Here is a 19,932-nt window from a genome sequence, read left to right as displayed (position 1 = left end):
CCGCGGGCTATGCCGTTTCCTTCATGCCCGTATTGGCCTTGACCTGAATTTCTTCAAATTTGGCGTCGTCCCGCGAGCGGGAGAAGTACGTGCCGAGCCAGGCGGCCAAAAAGCCCAGCGGGATGGATACGATGCCCGGATTGCTGAGCGGGAAGAGCGCATGGCCGACGAGAATCGCCTTGCCCGGCTCCGGATTCCAGACGTTCGGGCTGAGGGCGACCAGGATCAGTGCGCTGAACAGCCCCACCAGCATGCCGGTCACCGCTCCCGTCGTGTTAAAACGGCGCCAGTAAATGGTAAAGATGATCACAGGCAGGTTGGCGCTGGCCGCCACCGCAAAAGCAAGCGCCACGAGGAAGGCGACGTTCAGCTTCTGCGCGAACAAGGCGAGCAGGATGGAGATGACGGCCACGCCGACCGACGCCCACTTGGCGGCCAGCATCTGCTCCCGCTCCGTCACTTTGCCCTGCCGGATCACATGGCTGTAAAAATCGTGCGCAAAGGCGGAGGCGGCGGACAGGACCAGCCCCGCCACCACGGCGAGGATCGTGGCGAAGGCGACGGCGGAGACGAACGCGAACAGGAAGTTCCCCCCGAGGTACTGCGCCAGAAGCGGAGCGCCCATGTTGCCCGCCGGGTCCATGTTGTCCTGGCCGACAAACGCAGCCGCGCCAAAGCCCAGGAAAATGGTCATGACGTAGAAAATGCCGATGATCCAGGTGGCGTACACCACCGACTTGCGCGCGGTCGGCGCATCCTTCACGGTAAAGAAGCGGATCAGGATGTGCGGCAGACCGGCCGTGCCCAGCACCAGCGCCAGGTTGAGCGAGATCGTGTCCAGCCCGTCCTTGAACTTGTTGCCGGGATAGAGAAACTTCTCGCCAAGCGGCGTGGCCGTCTTCATGTGTTCGAACATGGCCGTGACGCTGAAGCCAAACTTGGCGAACACCATCACCGAGATGATGAACGTGCCGGCCATCAAGAGCACCGCCTTGACGATCTGCACCCAGGAGGTGGCGGTCATCCCGCCGAAGACCACGTACACCGTCATCAGGGCGCCGACGATCAGCACGGACGTGGTGTACTCCAGCCCGAGCAGCAGTTTGATCAGCGCGCCGGCCCCTACCAACTGCGCGATCATGTAAAAAATGGAGATGGCGACGGAGTTGAGCGCGGCCACGCCGCGAATCTGCTTGTTGTTGAAGCGGGCCGCGATCATGTCCGCCATCGTGTACTTGCCCAGGTTTCGCAGCGGTTCGGCCACCAGGTACAGCACGACCAGATACGCGACGAGAAAACCGATGCTGTAGAAAAAGCCGTCGAAGCCGGACAGCGCGATCATCCCGGCGATGCCGAGAAACGAAGCCGCCGACATGTAGTCGCCCGCAATGGCAAGGCCGTTCTGCCAGCCGGTCAGGCCGCCCCCGGCGGTGTAAAATTCGCTGGTCGTGTTGGTCCGCTTGGAAGCGTAGTAGGTGATGATCAGCGTCAAGATGACGATGGCCAGAAACAGCAAAAACGCGGTTACGTTCATACCCCTTTTCCTCCCGTCTCCTGTTTGATCTGTTCCACCATCCGGTCAAACTCTTCCGAGCGCTTCGTGTAGATGATACAGAGGGCCCAGGTCATGATGAACTGGGCAAAAGCGAATACCCAGGCCCAGGTGATCGCCCCGAAAGCGGGCCGGTTCAGGACTTGAAAGTAGGAGGTCATGATCGGGAGGGTGAAGTAAAACACGAAGAAGAAGATGGAATAAGGCAGGATGAATGCTTTTTTCCGCTTCAGCAGTTCCTGGAAGGCGGCGGAACGGCTCACGGCCGCGTAGTCAATCGACGGCGGCTTCGACGTCCCTTTGGCCGCCGGGCTCGTATTTCCCATTGGATCTCCCCCTCTTGCAAATGTGGCGCCCACTGGATTGTAAGCGCTTCCTTTAGTTTACAAAACAATTCCAATATTGCGTACATTTTTGCGCATCCTGCACAATCCCGTGCGCCACATGCACAAAACGAGGAATCAGCGCAGGGAAACATTTACCCTTCTAGCCGCTTCAGCAGGTCTTTGGCAGCCGTGCGGGAGACGGGTACGCGCACTTTTTTCGGCCCTTTCAGAATCAGGTTGTACGCCCCGTTGAACCACGGTTCCAGCTCGCTGACGTACTGCAGGTTGACCAGGTAGCTCTTGTGCGTGCGGAAAAAGGAATGGGCTTGAAGCTTCTCCTCCAACTGCTGCAGGGTCATTCGGGTGGTGTACACCTCCGTCTCCGTGCAGATCTGCACCACCCGGTCGTCCCGGACGGCGTACATGACGGCGGCCGGGTCGATCACCACCAGCCGGTTGTTCTCTTCCACGATCAGCTTGGAGACTTTTCCCGCGTGAGGCACAGGCGTTTCGGCGAGCCGCTTGCGCACGCGCTGCAGCGTTTCCCGCAGGCGGTGGGGTTCCGTCGGCTTCAGCAGGTAATCGACGGCATTCAGCTTGAACGCTTCCACCGCGTAGTCCTCATGGGCGGTTGAGAAGACCAGCAGCGGCCGATCCTTGCGCGCCGCCAGCATGCGCGCCGCCTGGTCCCCCTCCAGTTCCGGCATTTTGATGTCCAGAAACACCACGTCGGGGTTGTGCTCCTCCACCAGGCGCAGCAGTTCCCTGCCGTTGGCGGCACAGGGCAGGAGTTCCACGTCGCTTTCCTGCTGCAGCAGGTAGGCCAGCTCTTCCCGGGCCAGGTGTTCGTCTTCGGCAATCATGACGCGAATGCGCATCAGGCATCCTCTCCTCCTCTGTGAGGTATGAAAAAGGTGATCCGGCAGCCGCCCTCCGGTTTGTTGGCGAAGCGCAGACGGGCGGACGGGCCGAGCAGGCTGACCAGCCGCTGGTTGACGTTGTAGACGCCGATCCCGTTTCCGTCGCGGCTCTCCAGCGGCATCGCGCCCAGCTTGTCCAGGATGGACGCGGGGATGCCCGCGCCGTTGTCTTCGATGACCACGGCCACCCGTCCTCCGTCCCGCTTCACGCTCACCTCGATCTCCCCGCCGTTGGGCTTGCCCCGCAGGCCGTGATGGATGCTGTTCTCCACCAGCGGCTGCAGCGTCCCCGGCGGGATCAGCGCTTCTTCGACGCCGGCGTCCGCCTCGCAGCGGACGACAAACTGTTCCGCAAAGCGAATGTTGATGATCTCCAGATACGCGTTCAGGTGGTTCAGCTCCTGCCCGACGGTGACCAGGGGACTTGCGGTCAGCTTCAGGTTGAGGCGCATGAACACGCCGAGCTGGATCGTCATGTGCCGCGCCAGATCGGGATTGATCCGGATCAGGGTGACGATGGAATTGAGCGTGTTGAACAGAAAGTGCGGCTGTATTTGCGCCTGCAGCATCCGCAGCTCCGCGTCCTTCATCAGCCCCTTCATTTTCTCGGCCAGCGTCAGCGTGAGCTGGTTGGACAGCAGGTTGCCCAGCCCCTTGGCCAGGGCTTCCTGCACCTTGCCGATCTGTTGGGGACGGCGGAAATACAGCTTGATCAGCCCGACCACGCTGTCCCCTTCCCGGATCGGCACCACCACTGCCGCGTGCAGCGGACAGTGCTTTCGCTCGCAGGAGACGCTCTCCCGGGTAAGCCCCGTCTCGATGCCGCCGCTGACCATCGCCCGCCGGTCCAGATCGCTCCCCACCGGCTCGCCGGGCAGGTGGTGATCCGCGCCGGCCCCGACGTGGGCGAGCAGGCGCTCCCGGTCGGTGACCGCCACCGCCGCCGCCTTCGCTTCCCGCAGCAGGAGCTGGGCGGCGGCTTGGGCCGTCTGCGGCGTCAAGCCCTGCTTGAGATGCGGCAGGATCCGCTCGGCGATGGTAAAGGCCCGCTCCGCTTCCGTCGCGGCGGAGCGCTCCTCCTCTTTCAGGGCGACGTGGATCATCGTGGTAAAAATGGCGATGGAGATGCTGTTGGTCAGCACCATGGGAATGCCGATCAGGTTGACGACGGTCCGGACCAGCTCGGGAGGGTGGGCGAAAATCAGCAGCAGCGACATTTGGATGATGGGGGCGAACATGCCGATAAACAGCGCCTTGGCGGGGGAGATCACCCGCTCCTGGGAAAAAAAGCGCGCCACGTAGCCGGCGAAGAGCCCGGTGATCGGCACGGAAAGCCCCGCCGGCCAGGCGGCAAATCCGCCCAGGCTGTACAGATGAGCCCCGGCGATCAAGCCTGCTCCCAGCCCCACCAGCGGCCCGCCCAACAGCCCGCCGATCACCACGCCCACCAGGGTGGAGTTGGCGATCGCTTCATGGGGCTGCAGCGAAAAAATCCAGAAAGCGGGGAGGTACGCCTCCTTTCGCACCACCACGCCCGCATAGGTGCCGGCCATCCCGAACAGGCCAAACAGCAGCGAATACGCGATCGACGTCCCGAGGTGAACGTCCCGGTCCAACAGTTGGCGAAACAGCGGGATGCGCGTCAGAATAAAGGCGAGCGTAAGCAGAATCCCCATGCGCTCGATCAACAACAGCGTCAACTGTTCCACTGCGCCATCCCTCCGCAACTCGTTCCGTCTGTTAACAATTCCGCTTTCTCTTTCGCTTTCCCTGCTGGACAGACAACTCGACTGGGCGCCCTGCATACCCTGGATGTGCAACGCTTCATGCGGGAAGGGTGATCGATAATGTGCGGAATTACCGGATGGGTTGACTGGGAAAAAGACCTTTCCCAGGAGAGAGCCACGATTGAAGCCATGACACAGACGCTGACCAGACGGGGACCTGACGACGAGGGGTACTGGCTGTCGCCGCGGGTCGCATTCGGACACCGACGGCTGTGCGTCGTTGATCCTGCGGGCGGCCATCAACCGATGACGCGCGAACTGGGCGGACACGCCTATACCCTGATATACAACGGAGAACTGTACAACACGGAGGATCTTCGCCGGGAACTGCTGGTGAGAGGCCACGCGTTTCACTCCCACTCGGATACGGAAGTGCTGCTCGCCTCCTACATCGAATGGGGCAGCGAGTGCGTCCGCAAGCTGAACGGCATCTTTGCCTTCGCGGTCTGGAACGAACGGGAGCAATCCCTGTTTCTGGCCCGCGACCGCATGGGGGTAAAGCCGCTCTTTTACGCCAGACGGGGCAGCTCGTTTCTGTTCGGGTCCGAGCTGAAGGCGCTGCTGGCCCATCCGGCTGTAGAACCGGTCCTGTCCCGGGAAGGGATCGCCGAAATCTTTGCCCTCGGACCGGCCCGGACACCCGGACACGGCGTCTTTCACGACGTCTTCGAACTGCGGCCCGGCTGCCACCTGACCGTCACGCGCGAGCGCTTCGCCATCAAGCGATACTGGCAGGTGGAGAGCCGCCCCCACACCGACGACGCGGAGCGGACCGCCAAAACCGTCCGGGAGCTCTTGATCGATTCGATCCAGCGGCAGTTGGTCGCGGACGTCCCGGTCGCCACGCTTCTCTCCGGCGGGCTGGACTCCAGCGCCATCACCGCGATCGCGGCCGAGGCGTTCCGGCGCGACGGGCGGGGACCGCTGCATACCTATTCCATCGACTACGTGGACAACGATCGCCACTTCCAGGCGAACGCCTTCCAGCCCAACGCCGACGCCCCGTACGTGCAGAGGGTCTCCTCTTTCTTTGGCACCGTTCACCATGCGATCGAGTTTGACACGCCCGAGCTGGTGGATGCCCTGCGCACCGCCACGTACGCCCGCGATCTGCCCGGCATGGCGGACGTCGACGCGTCTCTCTACCTGTTTTGCCGCGAGATCAAAAAGGAAACGACGGTGGTCCTGTCCGGGGAGTGCGCGGACGAAGTGTTTGGCGGCTATCCCTGGTTCCACCGCGAAGAGCTGCTCCACGCCCGCACGTTCCCCTGGTCGCGGGCCATCGAACAGCGGGCCGCCTGGCTTTCGCCCGAACTGCGGGAGTGGGTGAAGCCGGAGGAATACGCGGCGCAGCGGTACGAGGAGACGCTCGACGAGGTGCCGCATCTGCCCGGCGAAAGTCCGCTGGAGGCACGCCGCCGCGAAATGTTTTACCTAAACCTCACCTGGTTCATGAACACCCTGCTGGATCGCAAGGACCGGATGAGCATGGCGGCCAGCCTGGAGGCCCGTGTGCCGTTTTGCGACCACCGGCTGGTGGAATACGTCTGGAACATCCCCTGGTCGCTGAAAATGTGGGGCAGCCGCGAAAAGGGCATCCTGCGCAAGGCACTGGAGGGCATCGTGCCCGACGACGTCCTGTACCGCAAAAAAAGCCCCTATCCGAAGACGCATAATCCCGCGTACACGGAAGCGACCCGCTCCTGGCTCCTGGAGATTCTGGACGATTCCTCCTCTCCCCTGCACCGGCTGATTGACACGGCAGCGGTCCGCCGGCTGGCCCTGGCGGACGCGAAAGCCTCGGACGTTCCGTTTTTCGGCCAGTTGATGAGCACTCCCCAACTGTTTGCCTACCTGGCTCAAATGGATGTGTGGATGCGGGCGTATCACGTCACGATCCGGTCCTGACGGGAAAAAAGCTCCTCGACCCCAGCCTTACGGGGTCTTGAGGAGCTTCCTTTTCTTCCTGACGGCGGTCGGCTTCGCGGCCAGTTTGGCGGCCGGTTTGATGGTTGGCTTGGCCGCTGGTTTGATGGTTGGCTTGGCAGCTGCCGCTGGCTTCGCCGGACAGGAGCGGTATCGGATATCGAACTCTCGGGCCGTGCGTTTGGCGATGGAAAAGGGGCTGGACGGCCCTGTGCGGACTAACCGGTAATCGATGCGAACGCGGGTGGCGCCACCGGTGAGAACGGCCCGGATCACTTTTTGATTGGGGCGATTTCGCACAATGCGCAGCGATTGGACCATGGTTGGGAGCGGAGGCACGTCCCCTGCCGGCACACACAGTTTGCCTTTGACGAGGCGCAGGTTCAGATTGCACACCATCACCCGCGTCAGCCGTTTCCCCCAAAACCGACGAAAATACCGGGCAATTTTGCGTCGAGTGTTAAACCGGTCCGGAAGGGGGGTGTAGTCGACGCCGTTGACCGTGTAGACAACCTTGCGGCGCGGAGAGGACACCACCCTGCTCCACACCTGTTCCGCCTGTTCGATCATGTTTCGGAAAAAGCGTTCGTGATCCAAGAAATCACCTCCTCCTAAACCCTATGGGGGAGGGCTTGTGCTAGTACGCCCGTTTGACCGCCTGTTTTTCCGACAAGAGCCGTCAGGCTGTCCGCTTGTCCTCCCCCCTGCTCGGGTGCCTGTCGAACCGGGAGGATGCGTTTCGGATATTCCGTCGGGAGCAGGTGAACGCTTCCAAAGAGTGAGCCGCCTTCCCCATCCACTGTTTTTTATTCGCCCTGTTCATCGAATATGCTGGGTGGAGAAAGGATGGGCGGGAACGTCCGCTCCTGTCGGCCGGCAGTACCGGCAGGCACGGACGCGGACGGATGCGGGCGGGAGGTTCCCGCAGCACGGTATTCTCTGATGCGGGGGATGCGGAGAATGAAAAAAACCGTCTGGAAGCCAGACGGTTTTTGCGTGCGTCGTGATAGCAAGGAATGCTGTAAGCCAGGTTCTGTGTCTCCCGTGCTGCAAGCGGGGCTGTTCCCCTCGCACCAAGAGCGGTAGTCATCTATCTATGGCAGCCGAGGCCGCCATCCGTCCCTCCGTTCATTTCCTTCGGGACGGTTCCCCTACCAAATTTGGGTTTCTCGCTCGCAGGGTTTACCGCGTTCCATCTCCCCTGTCGCCAGGGAAGCTCCGTTTCTGTGGCACTTTCAGCGTACTCGGGTCTCAGGGAGAACCCTTTCCGCGCCGTCAGCGAAGCCGAAGCCTCACTGCCCTGGTTTGCACCAGGTACGAACACTCCAGGCATCTCAGCCTGGGCGAGCCTGGACTTTCCTCTACCGCCGACCGAAAACGGCCGCGGCAGCGACTACCCGCATTCCTTGCCATTACCGAATCAGTATCATTTAATTTAGCACATGCCGCAAGATCGGTCAACCCGAATCTAATGGCAAACGTGGCAAATTGTTAACATGACCCGCCTGTAGTACAATGGGGGACAAAGGAGGGCTGAGCGTGATCACCATTACCCCGACCGCTACCGCCCGTCTGTCCGCGTTGATTGCGGAAGAGCGGGACGCCGACCGGCTGGGCATCAAAATCATCGCGACGACGTCGGGCTGCGGCAGTCTTGCGTACAGCATCGCCATCACGGAGGCGGGTCGCTTGGACAAATCGGTCGACGTGACCGGCATCCGTCTGTTTTACCGCGACGAAGAGAAGGAGCTGCTAAACGGGATCGTCGTGGACTTCGACCCGGTGACCGGCCGTTTTTCCCTCGCGCATTCCCGTCCGCCGCAGACCGGCTGCCCGCTATCTCATTGACAGGAGGGATTTTCATGCTGCTGCTTCCATTTGAAAATAGCGTTCCCCGAATTCACGAATCCGCATTCATCGCCCGCGGCGTGGTCATCTCCGGCGATGTGACCATCGGCGAAGACACCTCGATCTGGTACAACACCGTCATCCGCGGCGACATCGCTCCCACCGTCATCGGCCGCAGGGTGAGCGTTCAGGACAACAGCACCTTGCATCAAAGCCCCGGCAATCCGCTCATCCTGGAAGACGAAGTGACGGTCGGCCACAACGTCGTGCTGCACAGCTGCATCATCCGCCGCGGTGCCCTGATCGGCATGGGCGCGATCGTCATGGACGGCGCGGAAGTGGGCGAAGAAGCGATGGTGGCCGCCGGCGCGCTGGTTCCGCCGGGAATGAAGGTGCCGCCCCGCACCCTGGTGGTGGGCTCTCCCGCCAAGGTGAAGCGGGAACTGACGGAAGACGATTTCCGCGAGCTGCGCCGTATCCGGCAGTCTTATGTGGACAAGGGGAAAATCTACCGGAAGCTGGAGGAACAGCCGCTCAGCCGGTAAGTCGCAAAAGCCGCGTCTTGGCGGCTTTTTTTATTGGCAGATCGGGCTGCTTGCCCCACATCTGTTCGCAAAAAAGGCGCGTTCGTGAACACGCCATTGTTTTCATGCCGCATGTCACGCCGCCCGCTGCTGTTCGCTGCTGCGGATATGCTCAAACAGGCGGTACGAGCGAATGGCTGTCTCCAGGTGCAGGCGGGCCGGTTCTTTTGTGGTCACATGACGTTGAAAAAAGGCCGACAAGCTGTAGATCAAGCGGCAGTACCTGCGCAGATGGCGGTCTCCTGCCGCGCCGACCAGCAGGCACGCGACGCCCGCCGCCACGCACCAGGGCAGCGCCGCAAACGGCAGCGCCAGCAAAAATCCGGCGAAGAACCACACCACCAGGTTGGTGGAGCAGCCGGCATTGACGATGTCGGCCTTGGCAATCTCTTTCCAGGACTCAAGCCGCTTTTCCCCCTGATAGCTGAAGACCTTGTGCTCCGCGCCGTGAAATTTTTTCAGCTCCCGCGGGAAGATGAAGTGAAATCCCGCCACATACACGGCCGCCCACCACGGATCGACCACGGCCAGACGCGGGAACGCCGCCGCAGCGATCACGTACAGGACGAGCGCCAGATGCAGCAGTTGATACGGCCAGGGGAAGGAAAAACAAATGCGAAGCCACATTTTGCCGATGGTCCGAAAGGTGATTTTTTCCGCCCAGAGGTGAATGACGCCGTCCTTCACTTCTGCGCAGGCCAGCACGTTCCGGTCGTGAAAAAAGACGCCGCGTCCAAAAGAAATGCCCATTATCATGTTGTTCGCTATTCTCCTTCCGCTCCCTAGTCAGTATAATTATATGAATGTACGTGTGTAATTGAAGGAGGTCTCACCATGATCCGCATGGTTCCAACCACACCACTGACTCCGCGGCACGACCCATGGGAGCCGCTTTTCAACGCGACGCCGCCCGCTTACAAGCTGACCAGCGTCGAATTGACCGTGACCAATCTGTGCAATCTCCGCTGCGAGCATTGTGCCGTCGGCGATACGCTGCGTTACAAGGACGATCCCGCTCTGCCCGTCGACCTGATTCTGCGCCGGCTGGACGAAGCGGAAGACCTGCTTACTCTCAGTATAACAGGCGGGGAACCGATGTACAGCGAACGGACCGTGCGAGAGGTGATTCTGCCGATCCTGCGCTACGCGGCGGACCGCGGTCTGCGCACGCAGATCAACTCCAACATGACCCTGCCGTTCTCCCGGTACGAACAGATCCTGCCGTACATAGACGTGATGCACATCTCCTGGAACTGGTCTACGCCCGAGGAGTTCCTTGCTATTGTCTACGCAAAAAGCGGGCGTACGGTTTCACTCAAACAGGCGGAGCAGCAATTTGCCCTGATCGGGGAAAATGCGCGGAAACTGGCGGAGGCCGGCGTGTTTGTCTCTGCGGAGACGATGCTCAACACGCGGACGTGGAAGAAAATGGACATCCTGCACAAGCAGATTCAAGAGATGGGCTGCCGCCGTCACGAAGTCCATCCGATGTACGCCAGCGACTTTGCCCGCGATCTGCAGGTGCTGACACTGGATGAACTGCGCAGCGCGATTCACTCGCTCCTGGACGTGCGCAACGAAGAGGTGTGGATGCTGTTCGGCACGCTTCCCTTCTTCGCCTGCAGCCCGCTGGAAGCGGACCGGGATCTGATTCGCCGCCTGCGGGAAGCGAAAAACGTCACCGTGCGCAACGACCCCGACGGCCGGAACCGCTTGAACGTCAACATTTTCACCGGCGACGTGATCGTCACCGACTTCGGCGACGTGGAGCCGCTCGGCAACATTCAGACCGACCGGCTGCAGACGATGTTTCAGCGCTGGCAGGAGCATCCGCTCAACCAGACCATCAACTGTCACTGCCCGGCGGTCAACTGCGCCGGCCCCAATCTGCTGGTTGCCAACACCTACTATCCCGACACCAACTTCAAGCAGCGTAAAGCGCTGGTCTGAACGGGCAGACTAGGGACAGAGGTGATGATGGATGAGCAGGCGCAGACGTCCCCTCGTCCCGCAAGCGCAACACGGGCTGGACCGGCTGAAAGCCCAGGCGGCCCGGGTGAACGAACCTGAGCAGGCCAAGTATGAAGTGGCGGAAGAGCTGAACATTCCCCTGACGAACGGCTACAACGGCCACCTCACCGCCCACGACGCCGGCCGGATCGGCGGTCAACTGGGCGGCAGCATGGTCAAGGAACTGGTGCGGATGGCCATGGAGCGGATGAAGTCGCGTCCGTGACCCTCGCCCGCATGTCAATCGCAGCGGAACCAGGGAAACGCGGAAAATGGCCGGCGGCATGAAAAAGGACGGGCGCTCCCCGTCCTTTTCGTGTGCAGGCCGTTCATTTCATTGTTGTAAAATTACCGCCGAGATACTCTCCGGTTTCCGCATCATACATGCCGGTGGCCAAGCAGTTTTTGATGAGGCCGAAACGAGGATGTTCAAGCCCATTCAGATAATAGACCTGAACCGCCAAGACTACGCGATCTTTGGCGATTTCAGTGGAAACGGCGTCATCTCCCGCAAGTTTCACAAACTCCTCGTACGTCATGTACGCGGTCAGCTTCACTTCCGCGTTCTGTTCTTCCAAATAGTTTTCGTCAAGAACACTGCTTTTGGTGGCTTTGAAGGACTGGCTTTGCAAGCCCGATTGATCTGCGTTCCCTTTCAGAATGGGTTCGGGATTGTCGTTGAGCGGCTTGCTGTCGGCTTTCACCTCCACGTTCGCATCTGAAGTGCCTGCGCCCTCGTTTCCGTCGCCTTGAAATGCGAACGCATAAGCACCGACCGATGCCACCAACACGAACGCGAGAGACAGCGAGTGTATCTTCTTGTTTATTCTGTTCACTCCTTCCCAGCTTTTTTACTCTTTGACGACAGCACAGACGAATTCGTTCCCGTTCGTTCTCAGAAGTTTTACTGGACGTAACTGTTGTATCCCATGAAGCACGCATTCCGCCCCCGGACCAGCGGCCGTTTCATTGACCGGTGTTGCTTGCAGAGCAGCCTGTTTCTGTAAAATGCGCACCGGTCCTTGGACGGTTGCTGCTGCTTCCGAGGCTTGCGTTCCGCCGATCTGCTGTTGGAAGTTCTGTGGCAGGCTCGGGCGCGGCGATCCCTTACCGCCGGCCGTGCTGCCGGCTGGCACGGTTGTTTCGCTGCCATCCCTCTTGCAAGTGGAAAAGGAACCGCTTGATGGTCGTCGCGGTTCCCCTGTGATTTTCGTATTGTGCGCTCAGCGCAGACGATCCAACTGCTTGGCGCTCGGCTTGCGCGGCCCGAGCATGGAGCGGCTGATGTCGTTTACCCTGTGGAAGGAATCGAACATCTGGTCGAGCACTTCCACCAGCTCGCGAATCTGCACCACTTTGCCGTAGACGCCGTCAAAATGGTGGCGAACCGATTTGCCGTTCAGTCGAAACATGACCGCACCTCCTTCTGTTCCTCTCTTATCACCCTATGCCAAATAGGCCCGAAAGGAAAATCGGATGGGGCGGTCGCAATCGCCCATTTTTGGTCCGCAGGCGTGCCGGTCAGATGTCCGACTGCTTGGAACACGTCACATCCCGGCCGCCCGCAGCCGCGATGCCGGACAAGGCCGGACTACAGCTCGTACAGTTCGGTACGCCGATCGGCAAACACGGGAATCCGGCCCCGCACCTCGTCCACCAGCGCGAGGTCCAGTTCGGCGTAAACGATCTCCTCCTGCTGCATCCCTTCCGCGATCACTTCCCCCCACGGATTGACCACCATCGAATGGCCGCAGAAGGTGTTGCCGCCTCCCTCACCGACGCGGTTGCAGGCGACGACGTACATCTGGTTTTCGATCGCGCGCGCAATCAGCAGTTGGCGCCAGTGATCCAGCCGGGGGTGGGGCCACTGTGCGGGCACGCACATCACTTTGGCCCCTTTGAGGGCGTGGACGCGCAGCCACTCCGGAAAGCGGATGTCGTAACAGATGACGGAACCCGCCGTCTGTCCGTCCAGTATGTACAATCCGGGCTTCTCTCCTGCCGCCAGATACTTTTCTTCGTCCATCAGGCGAAACAGGTGGGCTTTGGAATAGCTCCCCGCCAGATTTCCTTCCCGGTCAAACACAAACGTGGTGTTGTAGACGCGTCCGTCCCGGCGTTCGGCAACGGAACCGCCGATGACGTGGGCCTTCAGCTGTACGGCGGCTTCCCGCAGCAGCGCTTTTGCCCGTTCTCCGTTGTCGTCGGCGATCTCGTCCAGGCGGGTCAGATCGTACCCCGTGTCCCACAGTTCAGGCAAAACCACCAGATCCGGCTGCTGCTCCGCCTCCGCCAATTGATTCACCAACCTGCGCACCGTTGCCGCGTTCAGGTCCGGCCGGCCGAAAGCGATATCCATCTGCAGCAAGGCAACATTCCACTTCATGCGTTTCCCCCCTATCTGTATTGTCTTTATCGTAGCTTTCCGCTATCTGGAGTTCAAGCATAATGTCTAGTGGCGCAGGCTTCCGGCGCGAAAAAAAATCCCGAGGAAGCTCCTCGGGAGACGAACGGGTCGTTTACGTGCGGGGGCGCGGGCGGCCTTCCAGACGGGAAACGCGCACTTCCAGGCGGTCCACGCGGCGGTCCAGATCGCGTACCTGTCCCTCCAGGCGGCGCAGGCGGCGGTCCACGTCATCACGCGGCGGTGTCGGCGTCTCGCGGATCGGAATGAAAAGCGTCTGTCCAATGTAGATATAGTACGGAGGCTGGAGGTTGTTGGCGCGGATCAGTTCCTGCACCGACACTCCAAAGCGGGCGGCGATGGAATTGAGCGTGTCACCGGGTCGGACTACATAATTCACGCATGACCAACTCCTTTTGGGGTTCTGATTCGTTATTAACCTATGCCCGCCCGCGGAGCGAGGAAATAAACCAATACCCATTTTCGCCAGATTGGTCAAACACCCATGAAATTCGCCGTGGCAGGCTCCGCCCAACCACGGCACCCCCGACGGACGAACGTTTGCGGCAAGAGGCGGGTGACGTTTGCGGCGAGGGGCGAGTGACGATTACGCCGTAGAACTGGCCCCCTGTCACGGGCGAAAAAAAAACCTTTGGCCCCGCAGCGGGTGACCAAAGGTGTTGCGTACGTGTATCCGTTTTTATTTGAAGACCGGCTCGGCAAACTGCGCCAGCTTTTCCTTCGAGCTTTTTTCCACGTCAGCGTGCAGGCTGTTGCCGTGCGCATCCATCGTGACGATGGCGGCAAAGCCCTTGACGCGCAGGTGCCACATCGCTTCCGGAATGCCGAACTCCATAAAGTCGACGCCTTCCACTTCTTCAATACAATCGGCGTAGTACTGGGCCGCACCGCCGATCGCATTGAGGTAGACGGCACCGTGTTCCTGCAGCGCCTTCAGCGTTTTGGCTCCCATGCCGCCTTTTCCGATGACGGCGCGGATGCCGAATTTCTTGATGATGTCGCCTTGGTACGGCTCCTCGCGAATCGACGTGGTCGGACCGGCTGCCTTCACGTGCCACTTGCCCGCTTCGTCTTTCAGCATCACCGGACCGCAGTGGTAGATGATGCCGCCGTTTAAGTCGACCGGGCAGTCGTGATCCATCAGGTACTTGTGCAGGGCGTCGCGTCCCGTGTGCATCAGGCCGTTGATGATGACCACGTCGCCCACTTTCAGGCTGCGGATCTGCTCTTCCGTGATCGGTGCCTCCAGCACCACTTCGCGGCGTTCGCCGGCTGGCTGCTCGATGGCGGCCGGCGTCATGTCCATGGGGACTTCTTCATCCTTGTACAGGTAGCGGATGATCTCGCCCGTCTCCGCGTTGAGGCGCACGCCCTGACGGCGGAACGCCCAGCAGTTGTAGGCAACGGAGACGAAGAAGCTGGCCGGCAGGCGGTTTTCCACGCCGATTTTGCAGCCGAGGAGCGTGGAATTGCCGCCGAAGCCCATCGTCCCGATCCCCAGTTGGTTGGCCGCTTCCATGATGTAATTCTCCAGTTCGGCCAGGGTCGGGTTGGGGTTGACGTCGTCGACGCGGCGGAACAGTTGGTGTTTGGCCAGCGCGTAACCGGACGTCCGGTCGCCGCCGATGCCGACGCCGATGAAGCCGGCACTGCAGCCCTGTCCTTGTGCCTGGTAGACGGCGTGCAGGATGCACTTGCGAATGCCGTCCAGGTCGCGGCCCGCCTTGCCGAGCCCCTCCAGTTCACAGGGGAGCGAGTACTGGATGTTCTTGTTTTCGCAGCCGCCCCCCTTGAGGATCAGTTTGACTTCGATCTCGTCTTCTTCCCACTGTTCAAAGTGAATGACCGGCGTACCCGGTCCCAGGTTGTTTCCGCTGTTTTCACCGGTGAGGGAGTCCACGGAGTTGGGACGCAGTTTCCCGGTTTTGGTCGCTTCGGCAATTGCTTCGTGAATCGCCTTTTTGATCACCAGTTGATTGACGCCGACCGGCGTTTTGATTTCAAAGGTTGGCATGCCGGTATCCTGGCAGATCGGCGAGACGTTTTCCTCCGCCATCGTGATGTTATGCGCAATGGTGGACAGAGACAGAGCGGCACGGGTGCCCATATCTTCTTTCGCTTTCGCGGCGTTGATCGCGCGGCGCACGTCCGGCGGCAGATTGGTGGACGTCTCCGTGATCAGTTCCAGAATGCTTTGCTTTAGCTTTTCCATCTATGTCGCCCCTTTTTGACCAAGTGGTGTGCGAGGTATCGTAAACCGCCTCTTATTATATCACACCCGCTCCCCTCTGTCCGTAGAATGTATGCACTTGCAGAGCGGTTCGGAAAAATCCAGGAAATTTATTTGGCTTGTGAACCGGCGCAAAGGGGATTATCATGTCAAGAGGGGATGATCGACAGAAAGGGTTCACGCTAGAAAAAAGGATGAACAGCGTTTTTGGAAGAATATGTTAAACATGAGGACAAGGTTTGTTCAGAGAGTGGAGAGGTAGGGTCATGAAAGGAAAACAGCTTGTACGAAACATCACCTTCTTGCTCCAGGCGAAGATCGACTTCATCCTGCTCGTCGCCATCTTTGCCTGGAAAGTGCCGTTGTTTTACCGCATCGTCAACATGAATCTGGACGGCACCGTGTACGCCATTTCCCTGTTGGTCGTGGCAAGCCTGTTGATCTGCCGCAACGCGTTTCCGTTTGCCTTCCGGTTTGCGTATGTGATGCTGGTCGACCTGGTTTTGAGCACGCTGATGTTTATCGATTCCATTTACCACAGCTACTTCCACGACGTCACGTCGATCAGCCTGCTGCGCCAGATCGGGCAGGTCAACGAAATCAGCGGCAGCATCTGGACGCTGGCGGACGGGAAGTATCTGCTTTATTTTGTCGACATTCCGCTGCTGATCCTCTTGTACCGTTTCAAGATGAAGCAGATGCTGTCTGCGCATCGCGGACCGGTCTGGAAAACGGCAAGCCGGATCTTCGCCATGGCGATCGTGTTTCTCTTGGTGTTCGGTTCCACCTTCAACATCGAGCGGACGCTGGCGAAGGTGCCTTCCCTGCTGGACTCCCGCTATTCCAACAAGGCGGTCCTGCAGGAATTGGGCATTTACCACTATCACCTGTTTGACATCTATCAATACGTGAACCGCGCCCTGAAGAACCGAAAGGCCACACCCGAAGAGATCAACGACGTGAAGACATGGTTTGCCGCCGAAAACGGCAAATGGCAGCCCGGCCCGCTGTTCGGAAAGGCGAAGGGGCAAAACCTGATCGTCATCCAGGAAGAATCGCTGCAGGCGTTTGTCGTGAATCTGAAGGTAAACGGTCAGGAAGTGACGCCCAATCTGAACAAGCTAGTCCGCGAAGGCGTCTACTATCCCAACTACTACGACCAGACGTACCACGGCCGCACGTCCGACGGCGAATTTACGTCGCTTGTGTCGCTGTACCCGTCTTCGGTTCCCGGCAGCATTTACTTTAACTTTGTCGAAAACGAGTTTGATTCGCTGCCCAAGGCGCTCAAGCGGGAGGGGTACACCACCTTTTCGGCGCACGCCTACGCCGGCTCCTTTTGGAACCGCGCGGTGATGCACCGCAAGCTCGGTTTCGAACAGTCCATGTTCATGGAGAGTCTGGAAGATGGCGAAAAGGTCGGCTGGGGCTTGTCGGACCGGGACTTCTTCAAGCAGATGAACGAAAAGCTGAAGGAACTGCCGCAGCCGTTCTTCGCCTTCCTGATCTCGCTCTCCAACCACCATCCGTTCAACGAAGTGCCGGCCGCCTACAAAACGCTTCAGTTGGGCGAGCTGGAAGGAACGATGATGGGGGATTACCTGCATTCCGTGCACTATGCGGATCAGGCGCTCGGCGAATTTATCGAATCGCTGAAAAAAAGCGGACTGTACGACTCCTCCGTGCTGGCCGTGTACGGCGACCACGACGCCGGTCTGCCCGACGCGGAACTGGCGCGCATCGGCATCCGGCCGCAGTACGACAAGCAGTACGACAAGGTGCCTCTGGTGATTTACAGCTCCGCCTTGGGCAAGAAAAACGGGACCGTCGATGAACAGGTTGCCGGCCATCTGGATTTGACCCCTTCGCTCCTGTACCTGTTGGGCGTTCCCCAGGAAGGCCATTACTTCATGGGACAGCGACTCTTCGATGTTCCCTCCGGCAGCAACAAGCAGGTGGTCTTCCGGGACGGCTCCTACGTGACGCAGAACCGGGTGTTTCTGGTCCAGAACGGCCTGTGGGAGGAGGGCCAGTATCTGGACAGAACCAGCGGCAAAACGGTCGACGGACAAGGGGCGCAGGAAGCCACGCTGGCGGCGCAAAACCGGCTGCGCATCTCCGATTTGATCCTGGAGAGCAACCTGATCCCCGCTTTGCAGAACGGCACGGCGGCGGTCACCGACAGAAATCCTCCGCAATAACCCGGCACACGTGCAAACCCGGCACGCCTGCCGGGTTTTTTGCCGTCTTCGGACGGCGCTGAAACATTTTCGTCGAGCTGCCGTCTTATGAGTATCGAAAGGGGGATCTGCATGAAAAAACCCATCGCGTGGTTCTTGGCCGGCGCCCTCCTGTTTGCGGCCGTGCCTGCTTTTGTCGCCGCCGTCGGGATCGGCGACGAAGAGGCGGCCGCCGCCGGCACAGACGAGCTGCCGGTCGTCGGTTCGTACGACCATCTGAAGAAGCTGCTGAAAACCAATTGGCAGCAGCGCGCCTACCTCTACCCCACCAGAGACTTGGCCATGGAAACACAGAGCGCGGCGTCCGCGGCCCCTCCCGTCGCGGGCGGCAGCACCGGCAGGAACGCCGCCTATTCCACGACCAACGTCCAGGTGCAGGGCGTCGACGAAGCGGACGTGGTCAAGACGGACGGCACCTATCTGTATCAGGCGACATCGGACGACGTGCGGATCATCCGGGCCGCTCCCGCGAGCCACATGAAGCTGATGAGCCGTCTGACGTACGAGGACGGCCAGTTCGACCCGCTCGAAATCTATGTGGACGAGAAGCGGCTGATCGTGATCGGCCACTCGAACGCTCCCGCGCTGCGCGGCGATTCCCGCCTCGCCGCTCACGTGCCGGTGACGGTGCAGACGCTGGTGTACGACATCGGGGACAAGCAGCATCCGAAGCTGACGCGGCGGCTGGAACTGGACGGCCAGTACCTCTCCTCCCGCAAAATCGGCTCCAGCCTCTACCTGACCGCCAACAAATGGATCGATCCCTACCTCATCCTGGAACAGAAGGAAGAAGCGCCGGGACCGGTCTATCGCGACAGCGTCCGGGGTGACGGCTACCGAACCGTCCCCTATCAGGATATCCGCTATTTCCCGGAGGCGATCCAACCGGATTACCTGCTGGCAGCGGGCGTCAACCTGGACGATCCCCGCCAGCCCATGTCGGTGCACGCCTATCTGGGCGCGGGCGAAAACATCTACGCCACTCCCGGCAATCTGTACGTCGCCGTCACCGAGCAGCCGGCTCCTGCCCGGGACGTCAAACCGTTCGAGCGGGCGCTCCTGCCCCAACCGCTGCCGCCCGACAACGCGAGGACGGCCGTGTACCGGTTTGCGCTGAAAGACGGCGCGCTGTCCTTTACCGGCAAAGGTTCGGTTCCCGGCCGCATCCTCAACCAGTTCTCCATGGACGAACACGGCAAGTACCTGCGGATCGCCACCACCAGCGGCGATGTCTGGCGCACGGACGAAGGCATCTCGAAAAACAACCTGTACGTGCTGGACGACCGGTTGAACGTCACGGGCAGGCTGGAAGGCATCGCGCCGGGGGAACGCATCTACTCGGTCCGCTTCATGGGCGATCGGGCGTACATGGTCACGTTTCAAAAAGTGGACCCGCTGTTCGTCATCGACCTGAAGAAGCCCAGCGCTCCCGCTGTTTTGGGCGCGCTGAAAATCCCCGGCTACAGCGACTACCTGCACCCCTACGACGAACACCACATCATCGGCTTCGGCAAGGATGCGGTCGCTGACAAGGAATGGGCCTTCTACCAGGGGATGAAAGTGGCGCTATTCGACGTCACGGACGTGAACAACCCGAAAGAGACGTTCAAGACGGTGATCGGCGATCGCGGCACGGAGTCGGAACTGCTGTCCAACCACAAGGTCCTGCTCTTCTCCCCGGAGAAGCACCTGCTCGCCTTCCCGGTTACGGTGCGGGAGCTGACGGACGCGCAGAAGACAGCCGGCGATGTCCGCGAGTACGGGCGGTTTGCTTTCCAGGGGGCGTACGTCTACCGGCTGGATCTGCAGCACGGCTTTACGCTTCGCGGCAGGATCACCCACCTGAGCGCAGCGGATTACAAGCAGGCCGGCGACGACTGGTACGAGAGCGAGAAAAACGTGCAGCGCATCCTCTTGATCGGCGATACGCTGTACACCGTATCCCGGGCTGCCGTCGAGGCCCACGACCTCTCCACGATGCAGAAGCTCGGCGGCCTTCCCCTTTTCCAATCGCCACAAACATCTGTCACGACCGCGGGATCTGTGCTAAGATGAAGAGGAGATGCAGCAGAGAGAAAGGGTGT

At 60.3% G+C, this 19,932-nt stretch carries 18 protein-coding genes and 1 other RNA gene; 7 read left to right on the top strand and 12 right to left on the bottom strand.

From position 1 onward, the window contains the following. Positions 1–7: 7 nt before the first annotated feature. The 4 genes from M516_RS0111890 to M516_RS0111875 all read right to left on the bottom strand — a co-directional run bounded on the left by M516_RS0111890 (position 8) and on the right by M516_RS0111875 (position 4,507). Entirely contained in the window at positions 8–1,534 is a 1,527-nt protein-coding gene (locus M516_RS0111890; RefSeq protein WP_029099313.1) for a solute symporter family protein, read from the bottom strand. Then, a complete protein-coding gene (locus M516_RS0111885; protein WP_029099312.1) occupies positions 1,531–1,878 on the bottom strand; it encodes a DUF485 domain-containing protein in 348 nt (115 codons plus the stop codon). Before M516_RS0111885 ends, M516_RS0111890 begins: the two co-directional genes overlap by 4 nt. A gap of 152 nt (positions 1,879–2,030) precedes the next feature. Then, complete coding sequence (locus tag M516_RS0111880; RefSeq protein WP_029099311.1) at positions 2,031–2,756, bottom strand: LytR/AlgR family response regulator transcription factor; 726 nt, start codon at positions 2,754–2,756, stop codon at positions 2,031–2,033. Then, positions 2,756–4,507 (bottom strand): LytS/YhcK type 5TM receptor domain-containing protein, encoded by a 1,752-nt coding sequence (locus M516_RS0111875; RefSeq protein WP_029099310.1) that lies wholly within the window; start codon positions 4,505–4,507, stop codon positions 2,756–2,758. The genes M516_RS0111880 and M516_RS0111875 overlap by 1 nt, the downstream gene beginning before the upstream one ends. A gap of 138 nt (positions 4,508–4,645) precedes the next feature. Between M516_RS0111875 and asnB the strand changes: the two genes are divergently transcribed. Then, the gene (gene asnB / locus M516_RS0111870) at positions 4,646–6,493 is read left to right on the top strand and encodes an asparagine synthase (glutamine-hydrolyzing) (RefSeq protein WP_029099309.1); all 1,848 of its coding nucleotides are present in this window, start codon (positions 4,646–4,648) and stop codon (positions 6,491–6,493) included. Between the two features lie 27 nt (positions 6,494–6,520). Here asnB and M516_RS0111865 read toward each other — a convergent pair whose 3' ends face one another. Further along, positions 6,521–7,108 carry a hypothetical protein gene (locus M516_RS0111865; RefSeq protein ID WP_029099308.1) on the bottom strand — a complete coding sequence of 196 codons (588 nt, stop codon included), beginning with the start codon at positions 7,106–7,108 and terminating at the stop codon, positions 6,521–6,523. A gap of 420 nt (positions 7,109–7,528) precedes the next feature. Further along, positions 7,529–7,916: RNase P RNA component class B (rnpB, locus tag M516_RS24785), an RNA gene on the bottom strand. 134 nt (positions 7,917–8,050) lie between these two features. On the opposite strand from rnpB, the gene M516_RS0111860 reads away from it, so the two are divergent. Together M516_RS0111860 and M516_RS0111855 are read left to right on the top strand one after the other, a co-directional pair. Then, positions 8,051–8,359, top strand: a complete 309-nt coding sequence (locus tag M516_RS0111860) for an iron-sulfur cluster biosynthesis family protein (RefSeq protein ID WP_029099307.1) — start codon at positions 8,051–8,053, stop codon at positions 8,357–8,359. Between the two features lie 14 nt (positions 8,360–8,373). Then, positions 8,374–8,904: a gamma carbonic anhydrase gene (locus tag M516_RS0111855; protein WP_029099306.1), complete on the top strand. Its 531-nt coding sequence runs from the start codon at positions 8,374–8,376 to the stop codon at positions 8,902–8,904. A 114-nt stretch (positions 8,905–9,018) separates the two neighbouring features. On the opposite strand, the gene M516_RS0111850 is transcribed toward M516_RS0111855, so the two are convergent. Then, positions 9,019–9,699 carry a DUF1385 domain-containing protein gene (locus M516_RS0111850; protein ID WP_029099305.1) on the bottom strand — a complete coding sequence of 227 codons (681 nt, stop codon included), beginning with the start codon at positions 9,697–9,699 and terminating at the stop codon, positions 9,019–9,021. A gap of 78 nt (positions 9,700–9,777) precedes the next feature. On the opposite strand from M516_RS0111850, the gene yfkAB reads away from it, so the two are divergent. Both yfkAB and M516_RS0111840 read left to right on the top strand, forming a co-directional pair. After that, positions 9,778–10,893 (top strand): radical SAM/CxCxxxxC motif protein YfkAB, encoded by a 1,116-nt coding sequence (gene yfkAB, locus M516_RS0111845; RefSeq protein WP_029099304.1) that lies wholly within the window; start codon positions 9,778–9,780, stop codon positions 10,891–10,893. Between the two features lie 31 nt (positions 10,894–10,924). After that, positions 10,925–11,179, top strand: coding sequence for an alpha/beta-type small acid-soluble spore protein (locus M516_RS0111840; RefSeq protein ID WP_029099303.1), 255 nt, complete (start codon positions 10,925–10,927; stop codon positions 11,177–11,179). A gap of 103 nt (positions 11,180–11,282) precedes the next feature. On the opposite strand, the gene M516_RS0111835 is transcribed toward M516_RS0111840, so the two are convergent. The 5 genes from M516_RS0111835 to M516_RS0111815 all read right to left on the bottom strand — a co-directional run bounded on the left by M516_RS0111835 (position 11,283) and on the right by M516_RS0111815 (position 15,590). Then, positions 11,283–11,789, bottom strand: a complete 507-nt coding sequence (locus M516_RS0111835; RefSeq protein ID WP_029099302.1) for a hypothetical protein — start codon at positions 11,787–11,789, stop codon at positions 11,283–11,285. A 387-nt stretch (positions 11,790–12,176) separates the two neighbouring features. Then, positions 12,177–12,365: a hypothetical protein gene (locus tag M516_RS0111830; RefSeq protein ID WP_029099301.1), complete on the bottom strand. Its 189-nt coding sequence runs from the start codon at positions 12,363–12,365 to the stop codon at positions 12,177–12,179. A gap of 179 nt (positions 12,366–12,544) precedes the next feature. Then, positions 12,545–13,339 (bottom strand): carbon-nitrogen family hydrolase, encoded by a 795-nt coding sequence (locus tag M516_RS0111825; RefSeq protein ID WP_029099300.1) that lies wholly within the window; start codon positions 13,337–13,339, stop codon positions 12,545–12,547. A 133-nt stretch (positions 13,340–13,472) separates the two neighbouring features. Further along, complete coding sequence (locus tag M516_RS0111820; protein WP_029099299.1) at positions 13,473–13,757, bottom strand: LysM peptidoglycan-binding domain-containing protein; 285 nt, start codon at positions 13,755–13,757, stop codon at positions 13,473–13,475. 300 nt (positions 13,758–14,057) lie between these two features. Further along, a complete protein-coding gene (locus tag M516_RS0111815) occupies positions 14,058–15,590 on the bottom strand; it encodes a fumarate hydratase (RefSeq protein ID WP_029099298.1) in 1,533 nt (510 codons plus the stop codon). Positions 15,591–15,874: 284 nt separating this feature from the next. Between M516_RS0111815 and M516_RS0111810 the strand changes: the two genes are divergently transcribed. Both M516_RS0111810 and M516_RS23370 read left to right on the top strand, forming a co-directional pair. Next, complete coding sequence (locus tag M516_RS0111810) at positions 15,875–17,809, top strand: LTA synthase family protein (protein ID WP_029099297.1); 1,935 nt, start codon at positions 15,875–15,877, stop codon at positions 17,807–17,809. A 111-nt stretch (positions 17,810–17,920) separates the two neighbouring features. Further along, complete coding sequence (locus M516_RS23370; protein WP_051188203.1) at positions 17,921–19,903, top strand: beta-propeller domain-containing protein; 1,983 nt, start codon at positions 17,921–17,923, stop codon at positions 19,901–19,903. Positions 19,904–19,932 lie beyond the last annotated feature (29 nt).

Source organism: Brevibacillus thermoruber 423 (assembly GCF_000454065.1).
GTDB classification, from domain to species: domain Bacteria; phylum Bacillota; class Bacilli; order Brevibacillales; family Brevibacillaceae; genus Brevibacillus; species Brevibacillus thermoruber.
The sequence above is the reverse complement of the archived record's forward strand: the minus strand, read 5'-3'. Positions and strand labels throughout refer to the sequence as shown.